A 16249-nucleotide genomic window follows, 5' to 3' on the forward strand; every position below is an offset into this window, starting at 1 on the left:
ATGGGCAACAAGCCCCGTCTTGCCCAGCGGCACGTCGATGGCACCCGCCAGGCTGCGCTCTTTCGCGCCGCTGGCCAGTGTGCCCATGGCATCGATGTGCGCCCATTCGTCCGGGATGTCGCGGGCGATGCGCCGGTCTGTCACGTTCACCACGCCGCCGATCGCGCCCGATCCATAGAGCAGCGCGGCAGGCCCGCGCACCACTTCCACCCGGTCCGCCAGCAGCGGGTTGATGGCGACTGCATGGTCGGCCGAGGTGTTGGAGACGTCGAAGCTGCCGATGCCGTCCGTCAGGATGCGCACCCGCTCGCCATCGAAGCCGCGCAGGATCGGGCGGGAGGCGTTGGGGCCGAAGAAGGTGGCGGACACGCCCGGCTGCTTCGCCAGTGTCTCGCCGATGGAGCCGCGGATGTTGCGGGTGAGCGCCTCGCCTTCCAGCACGCTGACGGCGGTGGGCACGGCAAAGCGATCCCGCGCGAAGGCGGCCGTCACGATGATGTCCGCCCCCACATCGTCATGCACGCCCTGCGGCACCTGCTGCGCCAGCGCCGCGCTGGAAAAGGCAATGGGAACAAGGGCGGACGCAAGCAGAAGGGAGGCAGGGAAAGGGCGCATGGCGACTCCGGCGTTTTGATGACCGGCGAAGTCCTATATGTTACAACATATCAACGCAAGTGCGGCGCGACGAGGCGTTTCAAAGCCGCCGTCGCGGTTATGACATGCGCAAAAAGGGCGATCCGCTTCTTTGCAAACCCCGGGGCCTGTCGGCTTTCACCGGCACATCCCTCCCCCCGCTCAGGCTGAGCTTGTCGAAGCCCATGGAGCATGCCCCCCGGCTCAGCCGTTGCGCTTTCACGGACGGGGCTTCGACAAGCTCAGCCTGAGCGGGTGGAGAGGGGGCGCGAGAGAGGGGTGCGGGAAGGCAGCGGGAGAGAGGGAAGACAGGCGATGCCGGTTTGCAAAAAAAATCGCCGAAAAGACAGCGCCGTTCACCGCCCGGCCACCCTTCGGGTGTGAGGCCCCGGCGGCGAGGCCGGGCGGTGAAACGGCAGGTCGGGCAGCCCGGTGTCGGAAGTCACCGGTGCCGGGGGTTTGGCCCCCGAACGATCGTCGCGGTTGGGGGAGAAGCCCCGCCCGCGCGCCCCTTCAATATGCGACCCTTCCGGTGCGAGACCGGAAAAGTCATAGCGCCCGGGTTCAGCCCGCGGCGCGAATCCTGTAATCCTCCCGCATCTGATCCAGCGGAACCAGCCGGGCGGGCGTTTCGAGATGCCAGAAGGTCCAGCCGTTGCAGCTGGGCAGGCCCTGCACGGCGGCACCCAATTGATGGATGGAGCCGGAGCGGCCCTTCTGTTGCCCGCCTTCCAGCGCCAGCGAGCCATCCGGCCGCACCCGCGCCTTGTGGCGGCGCTGCCGGTCCGTCAGCGTCGCGCCGGGGCTGAGCATGCCGGTTTCCACCAGCGCGCCGAACGGCACGCGCGGCGCGGCGCGGGTTTCGCCGGTGATGATGCGGTCTTCGGCCGCCAGCGGCTCCACAGCCTTGATGCGGGCTTCAGCCACCTTCGCATATTTCTGCTCGCGCTCGATGCCGATCCAGTGCCGCCCCAGCCGCTTCGCCACCGCACCCGTGGTGCCGGAGCCGAAGAACGGGTCCAGCACGACATCGCCTTCATTGCTGGACGCCAACAGGATGCGGTGCAGCAGCGCCTCGGGCTTCTGCGTGGGGTGCGCCTTCACGCCATCCACCTTCACTCGCTCAGACCCGGAACAGATCGGCAGCACCCAGTCGGATCGCATCTGCAAATCTTCGTTCAGCGCCTTCATCGCCTTGTAATTGAAGGTGGGGCGGGCGCGCGGGCTCTTGCTGGCCCAGATCAGCGTTTCATGCGCGTTGGTAAAGCGGGTGCCCTTGAAATTGGGCATCGGGTTCGCCTTGCGCCAGACGATATCGTTCAGCACCCAGAAACCCAGATCCTGCAGGATCGTGCCGACGCGGAAGATGTTGTGATAGGTGCCGATCACCCACAGGCTGCCGTCCGGCTTCATCACCCGGTGCGCGGCAGCGAGCCAGTCGCGGGTGAACCGGTCATAATCCGCGAAGCTGCCGAACTTGTCCCAGCTGTCTGTCACGGCGTCGACATGGCTGCCGTCGGGGCGGGTCAGATCGCCGCCCAGTTGCAGATTATAGGGCGGATCGGCGAAAATCAGATCGACCGAGGCGGCCTCCATCTGCTGCATCTCGGCGATGCTGTCCCCCAGTATGATGCGGTCGAGATCCACCTGTTGCCCCTTTTGATCCTTGAACGCCCCAAGGTTGAATCATCAGAGAATCTCTCGTCAAGTCATGGATTTATGGCAGAGTCCTGAGAAAGGGACTCGCAATCGAGTCGGGCCACTAAGGATTGAGTCTGGTGAACCCCGGCAACCACCAGATGCTGGGGCTGTTGCTGAAAAGACTCAATTTTCGCTTTTTAAATTTTTCAGCGCTTTTGCATTTTTAACAGGCGCGAAGCTCTGGCGGTGGTGTGGCGTGACGCCCAGCGCGCGAAGTCCGGCCAGATGCTGCGCCGTGCCATAGCCCATATTCCGCTCCCAGCCGTAGCCGGGATGCGCGGCCGCCAGATCGCGCATCAGGGCATCGCGCACCTCCTTGGCGATGATGGAGGCCGCCGAAATCGCCGGTTCGCTGGCATCCCCGCCGATCACCGCGCGCGACGGCCAGCCCCAGTCCGGGCAGCGATTGCCATCCACCAGCACCAGTTGCGGTGACAGGCCGGAACTGGCCACCAGCGCCTCCACCGCGCGCCGCATCGCCAGCATGCTGGCCCACAGGATGTTCAGCCGGTCGATTTCCTCGACACTCGCCTGCCCCACCCCCACGGCGCAGCGCGCGCGGATATCGGCGGCCAGCAGCGCCCGCCGCTTCGCAGAAAGCGCCTTGCTGTCGGCCACGCCGGCGATGCCGTCGTCACACAGGATCACAGCAGCCGCCACCACCGGCCCCGCCAGTGGCCCGCGCCCGGCCTCGTCCACGCCGGCGATCAGGATTTGAGCCGCCATTCAGGGAATCGCCGGTTGGTGCCGCCATCGAACAAAATCAGCTTGTTGCCCGCCGGATCGGTCAGCTCCGCCTCACGCCAGCCCCAGCTTTGCGCCACCACCGGCACGCCCAGCGCTGCCGCCCGCGCGTCCAGATCGGCGGCTTCGAAATAGACGGTCGCGCCCGGTGCCTCGCCCGCATGGATGGAGAGCGTCGCGCCGCCGCAGCCCTCGAACCGGGCATAGCGCGGCGGCGCATCGACGATCTGCGTCAGCCCTAGCGCGCGGTAAAACGCCACCGAAGCCGCGTAATCGCGCGTCGTGACGGTGATCTGGTTCAGCCGCCCGGACGTGCCCGCCTGTTCCAGCCCGACATCCAGCCGCACCGCCTGATGCCCCATCGGCCCATGGCCCCGCCCCAGCCCCGGCGCTTCGTGCAGCGCCGTCACCACAAAGCGCCGCGCCCGCTCCACCGCATCCGCCAGCGGCAGGCCCGCCGCCAGTCCACAGGCAATCGCGCTGGCCAGCGTGCAGCCGGTGCCATGGGTGTGCCGCGTTGCTATCCGGGCGCCTTCAAAGCGTTCCTGCCCGTCGCGCGTGACCAGCCAGTCGGTAACGGTGTCGCCGTCCAGATGCCCGCCCTTGGCCAGCACCGAAACCGCGCCGTCTCCGGCCAGTTCCTGCGCCGCCAGCAGCATGTCGGCCTCGTCGGCAATCTCGGTGCCGGTCAGCACCGTCAGCTCGGGCACATTGGGCGTGATCACCGCCGCCTTGGGCAGCAGCCGCGCCAGCAGCGCCCCCACGGCATCTTCCGCCAGCAAGGCCGAACCGCCTTTCGCCACCATCACCGGGTCCAGCACGATGGGCACCGTCACCCCTGCCAGCGCATCCGCCACCGCCTCGATGGTGGCCGCGTCGCCCAGCATGCCGATCTTGATCGCGTCCGCGCCGATATCGTCCAGCACGGCGCGAATCTGCGCCGCCACGATCTCCGGCGGCACCGGATGCACGGCGGAAACCCCCAGCGTGTTCTGCACGGTGATCGCGGTGATCGCCGTGGCGGCATAACCACCCAGCATCGTCACCGTCTTGATATCGGCCTGAATCCCCGCCCCGCCGCCGGAGTCCGATCCAGCAATTATCAGCACTCGAGCAATCATGCGGCCTTCGCCACCGCCTCGCACACGGCCTCCACCGTTTCCGTCACCAGCGCTTCGTCCTGCCCCTCGGCCATGACCCGGATCAGCGGCTCGGTGCCGGATTTGCGCACCAGCAGCCTGCCCCGCCCCTCCAGCGCCTTTTCCGCAGCCGCAATCGCCGCCTTCACCGCATCTGTTTCCAGCACGCGCGGTTCCTGCCGCACATTCTTCAGCAGTTGCGGCCATGGCGTGAAGCAATTCAGCACCTCGCTCGCCCGCCGCCCATCCGCCACCAGAACGGAGAGCAGTTGCAGCCCCGCCAGCAGGCCGTCGCCCGTCGTCGCATGATCGGCAAGGATGATATGGCCGGATTGCTCGCCGCCCAGATTGCAGCCCTTCGCCCGCATCGCCTCCAGCACATGCCGGTCGCCCACCGCCGTGCGGATCATGCCGATGCCCAGCCCTTCCAGAAACTTCTCCAGCCCAATGTTGGACATCACCGTCGTCACCAGCGCGCCGCCTTTCAGCTGGCCCGCCTGATGCAGGTTCCGCGCGATCACCCCCATGATCTGGTCGCCATCGACGATGCGGCCGGTTTCATCCACCACGATCAGCCGGTCGGCGTCGCCATCCAGCGCCAGCCCAATGTGCGCGCCGGTTTCCACCACCTTCGCCGCCAGCATCTGCGGATGGGTGGAACCCACGCCCGCGTTGATGTTCAGCCCGTTCGGCTCCACGCCGATGGAGATCAGCTCCGCCCCCAGTTCCCACAGCGCTTCGGGCGCCACGCGATATGCCGCGCCATGCGCGCAATCCACCACCACCTTCAGCCCGTCCAGCCGCACACCATCCGGCACGGAGGATTTCACCGCATGGATATAGCGCCCGCGCGCATCGTCGATGCGCCTTGCGCGGCCGATGCGATCCCCGCTCACCCGCTCCACCGGGCTGTCGATCAGCGCTTCGATCGCCAGTTCCTGCTCGTCCGTCAGCTTGTAGCCGTCCGGGCCGAACAGCTTGATTCCATTGTCGTCGAACGGGTTGTGGCTGGCCGACAGCATCACCCCCAGATCGGCGCGCATTTCCCGCGTCAGCATGGCAACGGCTGGCGTGGGCATCGGCCCCACCTGCACCACGTCCATCCCCACGCTGGTGAAGCCCGCCGTCAGCGCCTGCTCCAGCATATAGCCGGACAGCCTTGTGTCCTTGCCAATCAGCACGCGGTGCTTGGTCGGCCCGTCAAGGAACAGCGTGCCTGCCGCCTGCCCCACTTTCATCGCCAGCTCCGGGGTCATTTTCGGCCCGTTCGCGGCCCCGCGAATACCGTCCGTCCCGAAATAGCGCTTTGCCATCGGCGTCCTCACTTCCTACTTGGGGGGCATTAGGCGCTCATTTTCCCCGGAGGCAAGCATGGAACGCAGGAAGCTCGGATCGCTCGAAGTCTCAGCCCTCGGGCTTGGCTGCATGGGCATGGCCGGCGTGAACGGCATGGCCGCCATGTATGGCACGGTGGATCGCGCGGAAGCCATCGCCACCCTGCACCGGGCGCTGGAAATCGGCATGGATTTTCTGGACACCGCCGAAGTCTATGGCCCCTACATCAACGAGGAACTGCTGGGCGAAGCGCTGGCAGACCGGCGGGACAAGGCGATCATCGCCACCAAGTTCGGCTTCAACATCGTCGACGGCAAAACGCTGGGCGTGAACAGCCGCCCCGAACATATCCGCGCCGTGTGCGAAGCCAGCCTGAAACGGCTGCGCACGGACTATATCGACCTGTTCTACCAGCACCGGGTCGATCCGAACGTGCCCATCGAGGATGTGGTGGGCACCATGGCAGACCTGAAGCGCGAGGGGAAAATCCGCGCCATCGGCCTGTCTGAAGCGGGCATCGAAACGCTGCGCCGCGCGCATGCCACCCACCCCATCGACGCTCTGCAATCGGAATGGTCGCTGTGGGAACGCACCATCGAACAGGATATCCTGCCCGTGGTGCGCGAACTGGGGATCGGCTTCGTGCCCTACTCCCCGCTGGGCCGGGGCTTCCTTGCGGGCACGGCCGTCCGCGCCGAGGAATTGCCGGATAGCGACTATCGCAAGAATGACCCGCGCTATCAGGGCGGCAATTTCGATGCAAACATGAAGGCGGTGGAAGCGGTGGGCCAAGTCGCCGCCCGCCATGGGGTGACGAAGGCGCAAGTCGCCATCGGCTGGCTGCTGGCGCAGGGGCCAGACGTGGTGCCGATCCCCGGCTGCAAGCGCCGCGCCACGCTGGAAGACACCGCTGCCGCCGCCGCGCTGAAACTCAGCGCCGCCGATCTCACCGAACTGGACGCCGCCGCCCCCATCGGTGCCACCGCCGGCGAGCGGTACGGCAGTGCGGCGATGATGAGAATGGTTCGCCTCTAGCCGCAACATTCAACCGATTTGCAATTTTATTGCGCATGTTTTGTATAGCGCGCAATTTTTTGCCGTTGACGTGTCCGCCCATGGGGGCCTAACCCGCCCGCCAACCAAGCGCGCACCCCCATTCGGAGTCTGAAATGCCGTTCGACAAGTCCAAGCTGCCCAGCCGTCATGTTTCGGTCGGGCCGTCCAAGGCCCCGCACCGCAGCTATTATTATGCGATGGGCCTCACCGAAGAGGATATCGCCAAGCCCTTCGTCGGCATCGCTTCCGCCGGGAATGACAGTGCGCCCTGCAACACCACGCTGGACTTGCAGGCCGATATCGCCCGCGAAGGCGTGGAAGAAGCAGGCGGCATGCCCCGCCGCTTCAACACCATCACCGTGACGGACGGCATCGCCATGGGCCATCAGGGGATGAAGGCCAGCCTCGTCTCCCGCGAGGTGATCGCCGATTCCGTCGAACTCTCCGTGCGCGGCCATTGCTATGACGCGCTGATCGGCTTCGCGGGCTGCGACAAGTCCCTGCCGGGCATGATGATGGCGATGCTGCGGCTGAACGTGCCTTCCGTGTTCGTCTATGGCGGCTCCATCCTGCCCGGCCGCTTCCACGACAAGGACGTGACCGTGGTCGATGTGTTCGAAGCCGTCGGCCAATATGCGGCAGGCGGCTGCCCCTTGCAGGAACTGATCGAGCTGGAAAAGGTCGCCTGCCCCGGCCATGGCGCCTGCGGCGGCCAGTTCACCGCCAACACCATGGCCTGCGTGGCGGAAGCCATCGGCCTGTCGCTGCCGAACAGCAACATGGCCCCCGCCCCTTATGAAAGCCGCGAGGATGTCGCCCGCGACGCCGGGCGCGCGGTGATGGCGCTGCTGGAAAAGAACATCCGCCCGCGCGACATCTGCACCCGCAAAGCGTTCGAAAACGCCGCCCGCGTGGTGGCAGCCACCGGCGGCTCCACCAACGCCGCGCTGCACCTGCCCGCCATGGCGAACGAGGCCGGAATCGAATTCAGCCTGTTCGACGTGGCCGAAATCTTCCGCACCACCCCCTACATCGCCGATCTGAAGCCCGGCGGCCGCTATGTCGCGAAAGACATGCACGCGGCCGGCGGCATCTACATGGTGATGAAAACCCTGCTGGAGGGCGGCTATCTGCACGGCGACTGCCTGACCGTCACCGGCAAGACGCTAGCCGAAAATCTGAACGATATCAAATGGAACCCGGATCAGGATGTGATCCGCCCCATCTCCAACCCCATCACCCCCACCGGCGGCGTGGTCGGCCTGAAAGGCAGCCTCGCGCCCGACGGAGCCATCGTGAAGGTCGCGGGCCTCAAAACCCTCATCTTCGAAGGCCCGGCCCGCGTGTTCGATTGCGAAGAGGATTGCTTCGCCGCCGTCGAGCGCCGCGCGTATGAAAAGGGCGAAGTCCTCGTCATCCGCTACGAAGGCCCCAAGGGCGGCCCCGGCATGCGCGAAATGCTCTCCACCACCGCCGCCCTCTATGGGCAGGGCATGGGCGAGCATGTCGCCCTTATCACCGATGGCCGCTTCTCCGGCGGCACGCGCGGCTTCTGCATCGGCCATGTCGGCCCCGAAGCCGCAGACGGCGGCCCCATCGCCCTCATCGAAAACGGTGACTTGATCCGCATCGACGCCACCACCGGCCAGATCGACCTGCTGCTGGACGAATCCACCCTCAACACCCGCCGCGCCAACTGGACACCCCGCACCAACGATTACCAGTCCGGCGCACTCTACCGCTACAGCCAAACCGTCGGCCCCGCCTCCCAAGGCGCCGTCACCCACCCGGGTGCCAAGGCCGAACGCTTCGTCTTCGCGGATATCTGAGGGCGTGGAGGCAAGGGGCTTTGCCCCCTGCACCCCCAGCAGGAGGGTGACCCTCCTGCACCTCCGAAGTTTTTGAAAAGGCCCCCGCGGCAACCGTTGGCTACGAACCAACGGTTGCCGCGGGGGCCTTTTCAAAAACTTATGGGGTCAAGGGGTTACAAACCCCTTGCGGGGTGCAGGGGCAGAGCCCCTGCCTCCACGCCTCCCGATCACCGCAAAGACAAGCGGTCGCCCGGGGCCAGCAGGGCGCGGGTGGTTGTGAGGTCGGGTTTGCCGGTGCCGCCCAAGTTGGCCTGAAAGAAGGCGGTGGTGGCGGCGCTGAGGACGGCGGTGGCGTGGCGGTTGGGGGTGGCGCCGGCGCGGCCGCCGCCGCCGGAGAGGGCGGCGTGGTCTGCGCCGTCGATCCACAGGCCGATGCTGGCTTGGCCGGTGCGGCTGGGCGGCAGGGCCTCGAACACGGATGCGCGGGCGGCGGTGATCTCGCTCAGGCTTTTGCCCTTGGCGAAGGGGGTGTTGTCTTCGCTGCCGGTGGCGGCGAGGACGGGGATGCGGATGCCGCCGAAGGCCGCCTTGGCGTTGGCGGCGTCGTTGCGCGGGGGCATGGGGGAGAGTGCGGCGATGGCCTTGAAGCGGGGATCGGCAGCACGGGTGCCCAGCGGGCCGAAGCTCTGCCCGGCGATGGCGAGCACGGTGTGCGCGCCGAAGCTGTGCCCGGCCGCGCCCATGCGGGCCGGATCGCCGCGCTTGAGGTCGCAGGCACCGATCTGAAGCCCGGATTCGACAGCGTCTGCCACGCGCTTCATGTCGCCTGCGCGATCCATCAGCTGGCGGCCATTGGCGGCGGTTGTCAGCGCGGCCTTGGGGTTGCCCTTGCCTTTCCATACCTCGGAGTCGGAGCCGGGGTGCTGCACATGGATCACGAGGAACCCGGCCCTGGCCCAGCCTTCCGCCAGCGCTGTGCCGCCGTCCACCGAACCGCCCAACCCGTGCGAGAACAGGATGACCGGCGCGCGTGCGGCGCCGCCTTCGGGCATCCGCACCCGCACCGGGATGCTGCGGTCACGCGCCGGATCGGCGACAACGCCGTCGCACACGGCGGCGGCATGGGCGGGGATTGCGGCCAGCAGGGCCAGTGCGAGAAGGGCTGTTTTCATGAGCGGAGATACGCAGGCGGCGCGCTGCATCCCCCGTTTCAGCCGCCGCGCATCAACTCCGCCGCGCGCAGGATGGCGGTTTCCACGCGCGGATAGGTGCCGCAGCGGCAAATATTGCTGATGGCAGCGCGGATATCGGCGCGGCTGGGGTTGGGGTTGGTTTTCAACAGCGCGGCGGCCGCCATGATCATGCCGGATTGGCAGAATCCACATTGCGGCACCTGTTTTTCCAGCCATGCCACCTGCACCGGATGGTCTCGGTCGTCGGCAAGGCCTTCGATCGTGGTCACATAGGTGCCCTCGATGCTGCCGATGGAAATCTGGCAACTGCGCTGCGCCACGCCGTCCACATGCACGGTGCAGGCCCCGCACAGCCCCGCGCCGCAGCCGAATTTGGTGCCCGTCAGGTTGGAAGCCTCGCGCAACGCCCACAGCAGCGGCGTATCGGCGGCCAGCTGATATTGGGTGGGGTTGCCGTTCACGGTGAAGCGCGTCATGGCATCCAGAATAGCGCGCGGGCCATCGGAAGGGAAGCGCGGCGACGCCGAGGAGCAAGTTGGGGAGCAGTGGCAGACCAAGCGGATTTAACAGCCGCCTGCACGCAATGGCTGCTGCTTCTTGTCGCGCCCCTTCCCCTCCGGTATGGCCCGAAGCTGATAGAAGAATCCCTGAACCAGAGGATGAGGGAATGACAAAGGGGTGGCCGCAGGGCCTGAAGGGTATCGCCGTTGCAACGGCAGTGTTGATCGCCGGCACGGCCGGGGCGCAAGTCGCTGATTCGGCGGCTGTTACCGCGCCGGTTGCACAGGCCGCCACCGCCCATGCGGCGGTGCAGTCGGATGCGCTGGCGGGCTACACAAGGTCCAAGCCGACAGACGGGCTCGGCCAGCCGGTTCCGGGCGGAATCGCACTGCAGGAACAGTTCACGCCCATCGGGCAAGAAGCGAAGTTCATGGTGGAGAAGGTGCTGAACCCGATCATCGCCTTCATCTCGCTGTTCGTGCTGGGTCTGCTGTTGTGGGTGATCGTGCGCTATCGCTCGGCTGCGGTGGAAACCCCCAGCACCACCACACACAACTTCACCATCGAAGTGATCTGGACTCTGGTGCCCGCGATCATCCTGCTCGGCATCGCCTTCCCCAGCTTCCGGCTGCTGGCGAACCAGTATAGCCCGCCCAAGGCGGACATCACCGTGAAGGTGACGGGTTATCAATGGTATTGGGGTTATGAATATCCCGATTATGGCGGAATCAGCTTCGATTCCACGCCGCTTTCCAAGGAAGACGCCGCCAAGGCGGGCGAGCCTTACCTGCTGGACGTGGACAACCGCCTTGTCGTGCCCGCCGGGAAAACGGTGAAGGTGCTGGTGACGGCGGCCGACGTGCTGCACAGCTTCGCCCTCCCCAGCTTCTGGGTGAAGATGGACGCCGTGCCCGGCCGCATCAACGAAACATGGTTCAAGGTGGACCGCCCCGGCGTGTATTACGGCCAGTGCTCCGAACTGTGCGGCACCAAGCATGGCTTCATGCCGATCGCCATCGAAGTGCTCTCCGAGGAGGATTTCAAGCGCTGGGTGCGCATGAAGCAGGCGGCTGACGGCATTGAGCCGACCGGCCCCGGAATCGCGGTGGAAAAGGTCGCCCTTACCCCGGCGCAGGTCGCCGGTGCCGTGCGCGAGGCGATCACCCCGTCCACCGCGCCCCAGATCGTCACCGAAGCTCCGGCAGCAGCGCCCGCTGCGCCCGCCGCCTGAGAGAAGGACCAGCCAAGATGGCCACGCACGCAGACAGTCTCCACCTTCAGGCGCATGGCGATCATGACCATGCGCATGATCATGATCACAAGCCGGGCTTCTTCGCCCGCTGGTTCCTCTCCACCAACCACAAGGATATCGGCACGCTGTACCTGATCTTCGCGATCTTCGCGGGGATCATCGGCGGGGCGCTGTCCGGCTTCATGCGGTGGGAGCTGGCGAACCCCGGCATGCAGGTGCTGCCCTGGTTCACCAAGGGCAACATCGATGCCGCCTATCATCTGTGGAACGTGTTCATCACCGGCCACGGCCTCATCATGGTGTTCTTCATGGTGATGCCCGCCATGATCGGCGGCTTCGGCAACTGGTTCGTCCCCATCATGATCGGCGCGCCCGACATGGCGTTCCCGCGGATGAACAACGTCTCTTACTGGCTGACGACATCCGCCTTCGTGCTGCTGCTGATCTCCATGTTCGTGCCCGGCCCGGCCGGGTTCGACGGCGCGGGCACCGGCTGGACGGTCTATCCCCCGCTTTCCACCTCGGGCCACCCCGGGCCGGCGGTCGATCTCGCGATCTTCTCGCTGCACCTCGCGGGCGCGGGCTCCATTCTGGGGGCGATCAACTTCATCACCACCATCTTCAACATGCGCGCGCCGGGGATGACGCTGCACAAGATGCCGCTGTTCGTCTGGTCGGTGCTGGTCACCGCCTTCCTGCTGCTGTTGTCGCTGCCGGTGCTGGCGGGTGCCATCACCATGCTGCTGACAGACCGCAACTTCGGCACCACCTTCTTCGCGCCTGACGGCGGCGGCGATCCGATCCTTTACCAGCACCTGTTCTGGTTCTTCGGCCACCCCGAAGTCTATATCATGATCCTGCCCGCCTTCGGGATCGTCAGCCAGGTGCTCTCCACCTTCAGCCGCAAGCCCGTGTTCGGCTATCTGGCGATGGCCTATGCCATGGTCGCCATCGGCTTCGTCGGCTTTGTTGTGTGGGCGCACCACATGTTCACCGTGGGCCTTTCGGTGAACACCAAGATGTACTTCACCGCCGCCACGATGATCATCGCGGTGCCCACCGGCATCAAGATCTTCTCGTGGATCGCCACCATGTGGGGCGGCAAGCTCAGCTTCGAAACGCCCATGCTGTGGGCGATCGGCTTCATCTTCATGTTCACCGTGGGCGGGGTGACGGGCGTCGTCCTGTCGAACGGCGGCGTGGATACCTACATGCACGACACTTATTATGTCGTCGCGCACTTCCACTATGTGCTCTCGCTGGGCGCGGTGTTCGGCCTGTTCGCAGGCTTCTATTACTGGTTCGGCAAGATGTCCGGCCGGAACTACAATGAGTTCCTCGGCAAGCTGCACTTCTGGATCTTCTTCATCGGCGTGAACGTGCTGTTCTTCCCGATGCACTTCCTGGGGCAAGACGGCATGCCGCGCCGGATCCCGGATTATCCGGAAGCCTTCCATTACTGGAACCACATCGCCTCGCTCGGCTATGCGATCATGCTGGTGGGCATGGTGGTGTTCTTCGTGAACATCATCTGGTCGCTGCTGGCGGGCAAGAAGGCCGCTGCCAACCCGTGGGGCGAAGGTGCAACGACGCTGGAGTGGACTTTGTCCTCCCCGCCGCCGTTCCACCAGTTCGAAACCCTGCCGGACCTGCGCAACATGAAGGGCGCGCACTGAGGTCCGCCATGGCAGGCAACGGCATCCACATCGCTGAGGGGGGAGCGCCCACGGGCGCTCTCTCCGCGGCTGACTGGCGCGATTACTGGTCGCTGCTGAAGCCGCGCGTGATGACGCTGGTGGTGTTCACCGGCGCCTGCGGCCTGTTCGCGGCACCCGGCCACCTGCCCCCCTTCCTCGCCTTCGTCGCCATCCTGTGCATTGCGGTCGGCGCAGGCGCTGCCGCCGCCTTCAACCAATGGTGGGAAGCCGATATCGACGCGGTGATGAAGCGCACGCAGGCCCGCCCGCTGCCGTCGGGCCGCCTGCATGCGGACAATGCGCTGGCCTTCGCCGTCATCCTCTCGGCGGCCTCGGTGATGACTTTGGGCTTCGCCACCAACTGGGTCGCGGCGGGCTGGCTCGCCTTTTCCATCTTCTTCTACGCGGTGATCTACACCATCTGGCTGAAGCCCCGCACGCCGCAGAATATCGTGATCGGCGGCGCGGCCGGGGCCTTCCCGCCGATCATCGGCTGGGCCGCTGTCACGGGGGATGTCACCACGCTGCCGCTGCTGCTGTTCGCGATCATCTTCGCCTGGACGCCGCCGCACTTCTGGGCGCTGGCGCTGTTCGTCCGCATCGATTACGCCAATGCGGGCATCCCGATGCTGCCCGTCACCCATGGCGTGCGCGAAACCCGCAAGCAGATTCTCATCTATTCCCTCGTGCTGGCTGCCGTCGCCGTGGCCCCATGGGCGCTCGGCCTGCTGGGCGCGATCTATGGCATCGCCGCCGCGCTGCTCAGCCTGATCTTCGTGGCGCTCGCGGTTCGTGTCGCCGCCAGCCGCACCGAAAACGCCGCAGAGATGGCCGCCGAAAAGGCGCTGTTCCGCTATTCGCTGCTCTATCTCGCCGCCATCTTCGCGGCCCTCGTCGTCGATCGGGGTCTCGCATGAGCTGGACTCCGCAAGAGGAACAGGAATTCCTCGCCCGCCGCCGTCGCCGCAACATCATGATCGGGCTGGTGCTGGGCGCGTTCGCGCTGCTGTTCTACGGCATCACCGTGTCGCGGATGGTGCAATGACGGCCGTCGCCGATCCCCGCAACCGCCGCACCGCGCTGATCGCGGGCGCTGTCGCGCTGGCGATGGTGGGCCTCGCCTATGCCTCGGTGCCGCTCTACCGCGTCTTCTGTCAGGTCACCGGCTTCGGCGGCACCACACAAAAGGCAGAGGCCGCACCGGCAGCCGAAAGCCTGAAGGCGCTGCATGGCCGCACCATCAAGGTCCGCTTCGACGGCAATGTGCGCGGTGGTCTCCCTTGGGAGTTCGCCCCGGCGCAAGGCCCGGTGGACGTGAAGATCGGCGAGCAAAATATGATCTTCTATAAGGCCGCCTCGCAATCGGCGGCCAGCACCACCGGCAGCGCCACCTTCAACGTCACGCCGGAAGCCGCCGGGCGCTATTTCGCCAAGATCCAGTGCTTCTGCTTCAACGAGCAGACCCTGAACCCTGGTCAACAAGTTGAAATGCCCGTCGTCTTCTATGTCGATCCGGCCATCCTCGATGATCCGGACGCAAAGGATATCGACGAAATCACCCTTTCCTACAGCTTCTACCCCGTGGCGCAGCCGTCTAAGGCACCCGGCGTCTATGCCACGGGCTCTTCGGAACTGGCCCAAAAGGCCCGCTAACAATCCCGCCCGCGCCAACAGGCACGGGCCAACGAAACGAAAGTTCAGGTGAGAGACATGGCTTCCGCGAAGAACCACGATTTCCACATCCTGCCCCCCAGCCCATGGCCGCTGCTCGGCGCGACGTCGGCGATGGTGATGCTGGGCGGCAGCGTCTTCTGGTGGCACAAGGCCCCGTGGGGCGTGTGGGTCGCGGCGCTGGGCCTCTTGGGCGTGCTCGCCACCTTCTTCTTCTGGTTCTCGGATATCCGCGACGAAGCGAATGCGGGCGATCACACCCCCGTGGTGCAGTTGCACCACCGCTATGGGATGATCCTGTTCATCGCCTCTGAAGTGATGTTCTTCGTCGCATGGTTCTGGGCCTTTTTCGCCGCCGCGCTGTTCCCCTCCCACGCCGAAGCCGTCGGCGGGGTTTGGCCGCCCAAGGGCATCGAGGTGCTGGATCCGTTTGTCTATCCGCTGCTGAACACACTGATCCTGCTGCTGTCGGGCACCACTATCACATGGGCGCACCATGCGCTGATCCATGGGGATCGTCAGGGGTTCAAGCAGGGGCTGTGGCTCACCATCATCCTCGGCGTGCTGTTCTCCTGCCTGCAGGCTTATGAATATAGCCATGCCACCTTCCCGTTCGCGGGCAACATCTATGGCTCCACCTTCTACATGGCGACCGGGTTCCACGGCTTCCACGTGATCGTCGGCACCATCTTCCTCGCCGTCTGCCTTTGGCGCGCCTACCTCGGCGATTTCACGCCGAAGCAGCATTTCGGCTTCGAAGCGGCTGCATGGTATTGGCACTTCGTGGACGTGGTGTGGCTGTTCCTGTTCCTGACGATCTACATCTGGGGCTCGAACTTCGGGGCGGCCGTTGGCGCGGGCCACTGATCCCACGCCAGACCTGAACTCGAAGGCCCCGGCGGGACACCGCCGGGGCTTTCCCGTTCTGCCAACGATGATGGTGGCGCTGGCGCTGCCGATCCTGATCGGGCTGGGGCTGTGGCAGGTTTCCCGGCTGCACTGGAAGCAGCAGGTGATCGCAGAGATGCAGGCGGCGGCCACACTGCCGGTGCTGGCTGTCAGCGGGCCGATCCCACCGAAATCCGCCTTCCGCATGGCCGACATCCGGCTCGATTGCCCGGAACAGCTTCCGCTCGCCGAATCCGCCCGCAATCGGAAGGGCGACAGCGGCTGGTCCACCATCCTCGCCTGCACCGCGCCGGGCGGGGAAAGCGCGCAACTGATGCTGGGCTGGTCACCCGTCAGCGCCGGGCCGTCCACACAGAGCGTCCCCGCTGAACGGCGGCAGGTGCAGGGCGTGCTGGTGCCCGGCGCGCATGTGCAATGGCGCATCTACCCGCCCGTCACCCCGCCGCCGTTGCAGCCGATCCAGCCGCCCACGCCGGATACCATCCCCAACAACCACCGGCTTTACGCCATCCAGTGGTTCGCCTTCGCGGGCATCTTGCTGGTCATCTATGGCCTGTGGCTGCGCCGCTGGGTTGCACAAAGGCCGCCCGCGGCTTAACCGCCAGCG

Annotated in this window: 16 protein-coding genes; 9 read left to right on the forward strand and 7 right to left on the reverse strand. The window is 65.9% G+C overall.

All coding sequences use genetic code 11. The features are described 5' to 3' along the window. The 5 genes from FJQ54_RS00120 to glmM all read right to left on the reverse strand — a co-directional run. Positions 1-615, reverse strand: a 615-nt coding sequence (locus FJQ54_RS00120; protein WP_181159920.1) for a TonB-dependent receptor plug domain-containing protein, incomplete at its 3' end; no start/stop codon positions are given. 582 nt (positions 616-1197) lie between these two features. After that, complete coding sequence (locus FJQ54_RS00125) at positions 1198-2238, reverse strand: site-specific DNA-methyltransferase (RefSeq protein ID WP_140926224.1); 1041 nt, start codon at positions 2236-2238, stop codon at positions 1198-1200. 219 nt (positions 2239-2457) lie between these two features. After that, positions 2458-3060, reverse strand: coding sequence for a ribonuclease HII (locus tag FJQ54_RS00130; RefSeq protein WP_140926155.1), 603 nt, complete (start codon positions 3058-3060; stop codon positions 2458-2460). Next, on the reverse strand, positions 3042-4199 hold the full coding sequence (gene thiD, locus FJQ54_RS00135; protein ID WP_140926158.1) for a bifunctional hydroxymethylpyrimidine kinase/phosphomethylpyrimidine kinase: 1158 nt from the start codon (positions 4197-4199) through the stop codon (positions 3042-3044). Before thiD ends, FJQ54_RS00130 begins: the two co-directional genes overlap by 19 nt. Next, entirely contained in the window at positions 4196-5530 is a 1335-nt protein-coding gene (glmM, locus tag FJQ54_RS00140; protein WP_140926160.1) for a phosphoglucosamine mutase, read from the reverse strand. The genes thiD and glmM overlap by 4 nt, the downstream gene beginning before the upstream one ends. 58 nt (positions 5531-5588) lie before the next feature. Here glmM and FJQ54_RS00145 point away from each other — a divergent pair, with 58 nt between their 5' ends. Both FJQ54_RS00145 and ilvD read left to right on the forward strand, forming a co-directional pair. Next, on the forward strand, positions 5589-6587 hold the full coding sequence (locus FJQ54_RS00145) for an aldo/keto reductase (protein ID WP_140926162.1): 999 nt from the start codon (positions 5589-5591) through the stop codon (positions 6585-6587). Positions 6588-6721: 134 nt separating this feature from the next. Then, positions 6722-8437 carry a dihydroxy-acid dehydratase gene (gene ilvD / locus FJQ54_RS00150; RefSeq protein ID WP_140926165.1) on the forward strand — a complete coding sequence of 572 codons (1716 nt, stop codon included), beginning with the start codon at positions 6722-6724 and terminating at the stop codon, positions 8435-8437. 209 nt (positions 8438-8646) lie between these two features. Here ilvD and FJQ54_RS00155 read toward each other — a convergent pair whose 3' ends face one another. Further along, positions 8647-9591 carry an alpha/beta hydrolase family protein gene (locus FJQ54_RS00155; RefSeq protein WP_140926166.1) on the reverse strand — a complete coding sequence of 315 codons (945 nt, stop codon included), beginning with the start codon at positions 9589-9591 and terminating at the stop codon, positions 8647-8649. Between the two features lie 38 nt (positions 9592-9629). Beyond that, positions 9630-10088, reverse strand: coding sequence for a (2Fe-2S)-binding protein (locus FJQ54_RS00160; RefSeq protein ID WP_140926168.1), 459 nt, complete (start codon positions 10086-10088; stop codon positions 9630-9632). 191 nt (positions 10089-10279) lie between these two features. On the opposite strand from FJQ54_RS00160, the gene coxB reads away from it, so the two are divergent. The 7 genes from coxB to FJQ54_RS00190 are packed head-to-tail and all read left to right on the forward strand — an operon-like array spanning position 10280 to position 16240. Continuing rightward, on the forward strand, positions 10280-11344 hold the full coding sequence (coxB, locus tag FJQ54_RS00165) for a cytochrome c oxidase subunit II (protein WP_140926170.1): 1065 nt from the start codon (positions 10280-10282) through the stop codon (positions 11342-11344). Positions 11345-11361: 17 nt separating this feature from the next. Then, entirely contained in the window at positions 11362-13041 is a 1680-nt protein-coding gene (gene ctaD / locus FJQ54_RS00170; protein ID WP_140926172.1) for a cytochrome c oxidase subunit I, read from the forward strand. An 8-nt stretch (positions 13042-13049) separates the two neighbouring features. Then, a complete protein-coding gene (locus tag FJQ54_RS00175; RefSeq protein WP_140926174.1) occupies positions 13050-13979 on the forward strand; it encodes a heme o synthase in 930 nt (309 codons plus the stop codon). Next, the gene (locus tag FJQ54_RS17905) at positions 13976-14107 is read left to right on the forward strand and encodes a hypothetical protein (protein ID WP_268920550.1); all 132 of its coding nucleotides are present in this window, start codon (positions 13976-13978) and stop codon (positions 14105-14107) included. The genes FJQ54_RS00175 and FJQ54_RS17905 overlap by 4 nt, the downstream gene beginning before the upstream one ends. After that, entirely contained in the window at positions 14104-14715 is a 612-nt protein-coding gene (locus FJQ54_RS00180) for a cytochrome c oxidase assembly protein (protein WP_140926175.1), read from the forward strand. Before FJQ54_RS17905 ends, FJQ54_RS00180 begins: the two co-directional genes overlap by 4 nt. Before the next feature lie 57 nt (positions 14716-14772). Next, complete coding sequence (locus FJQ54_RS00185) at positions 14773-15600, forward strand: cytochrome c oxidase subunit 3 (RefSeq protein ID WP_140926177.1); 828 nt, start codon at positions 14773-14775, stop codon at positions 15598-15600. Continuing rightward, positions 15584-16240: an SURF1 family cytochrome oxidase biogenesis protein gene (locus FJQ54_RS00190; protein WP_140926179.1), complete on the forward strand. Its 657-nt coding sequence runs from the start codon at positions 15584-15586 to the stop codon at positions 16238-16240. Before FJQ54_RS00185 ends, FJQ54_RS00190 begins: the two co-directional genes overlap by 17 nt. Positions 16241-16249 lie beyond the last annotated feature (9 nt).

Source organism: Sandaracinobacter neustonicus, assembly GCF_006385875.1.
Taxonomy (GTDB): domain Bacteria; phylum Pseudomonadota; class Alphaproteobacteria; order Sphingomonadales; family Sphingomonadaceae; genus Sandaracinobacteroides; species Sandaracinobacteroides neustonicus.

Excerpts from the sequence above, each read along its gene's own strand:
- FJQ54_RS00155 (WP_140926166.1), bottom strand. The coding sequence starts at position 9,591 with ATGAAAACAGCCCTTCTCGCACTGGCCCTGCTGGCCGCAATCCCCGCC.
- thiD (WP_140926158.1), bottom strand. The coding sequence starts at position 4,199 with ATGATTGCTCGAGTGCTGATAATTGCTGGATCGGACTCCGGCGGCGGG.
- ilvD (WP_140926165.1), top strand. The coding sequence starts at position 6,722 with ATGCCGTTCGACAAGTCCAAGCTGCCCAGCCGTCATGTTTCGGTCGGG.
- FJQ54_RS00145 (WP_140926162.1), top strand. The coding sequence starts at position 5,589 with ATGGAACGCAGGAAGCTCGGATCGCTCGAAGTCTCAGCCCTCGGGCTT.
- FJQ54_RS00130 (WP_140926155.1), bottom strand. The coding sequence starts at position 3,060 with ATGGCGGCTCAAATCCTGATCGCCGGCGTGGACGAGGCCGGGCGCGGG.
- ctaD (WP_140926172.1), top strand. The coding sequence starts at position 11,362 with ATGGCCACGCACGCAGACAGTCTCCACCTTCAGGCGCATGGCGATCAT.
- coxB (WP_140926170.1), top strand. The coding sequence starts at position 10,280 with ATGACAAAGGGGTGGCCGCAGGGCCTGAAGGGTATCGCCGTTGCAACG.
- FJQ54_RS17905 (WP_268920550.1), top strand. The coding sequence starts at position 13,976 with ATGAGCTGGACTCCGCAAGAGGAACAGGAATTCCTCGCCCGCCGCCGT.
- glmM (WP_140926160.1), bottom strand. The coding sequence starts at position 5,530 with ATGGCAAAGCGCTATTTCGGGACGGACGGTATTCGCGGGGCCGCGAAC.
- FJQ54_RS00175 (WP_140926174.1), top strand. The coding sequence starts at position 13,050 with ATGGCAGGCAACGGCATCCACATCGCTGAGGGGGGAGCGCCCACGGGC.
- FJQ54_RS00125 (WP_140926224.1), bottom strand. The coding sequence starts at position 2,238 with ATGCAGCAGATGGAGGCCGCCTCGGTCGATCTGATTTTCGCCGATCCG.
- FJQ54_RS00185 (WP_140926177.1), top strand. The coding sequence starts at position 14,773 with ATGGCTTCCGCGAAGAACCACGATTTCCACATCCTGCCCCCCAGCCCA.
- FJQ54_RS00160 (WP_140926168.1), bottom strand. The coding sequence starts at position 10,088 with ATGACGCGCTTCACCGTGAACGGCAACCCCACCCAATATCAGCTGGCC.
- FJQ54_RS00180 (WP_140926175.1), top strand. The coding sequence starts at position 14,104 with ATGACGGCCGTCGCCGATCCCCGCAACCGCCGCACCGCGCTGATCGCG.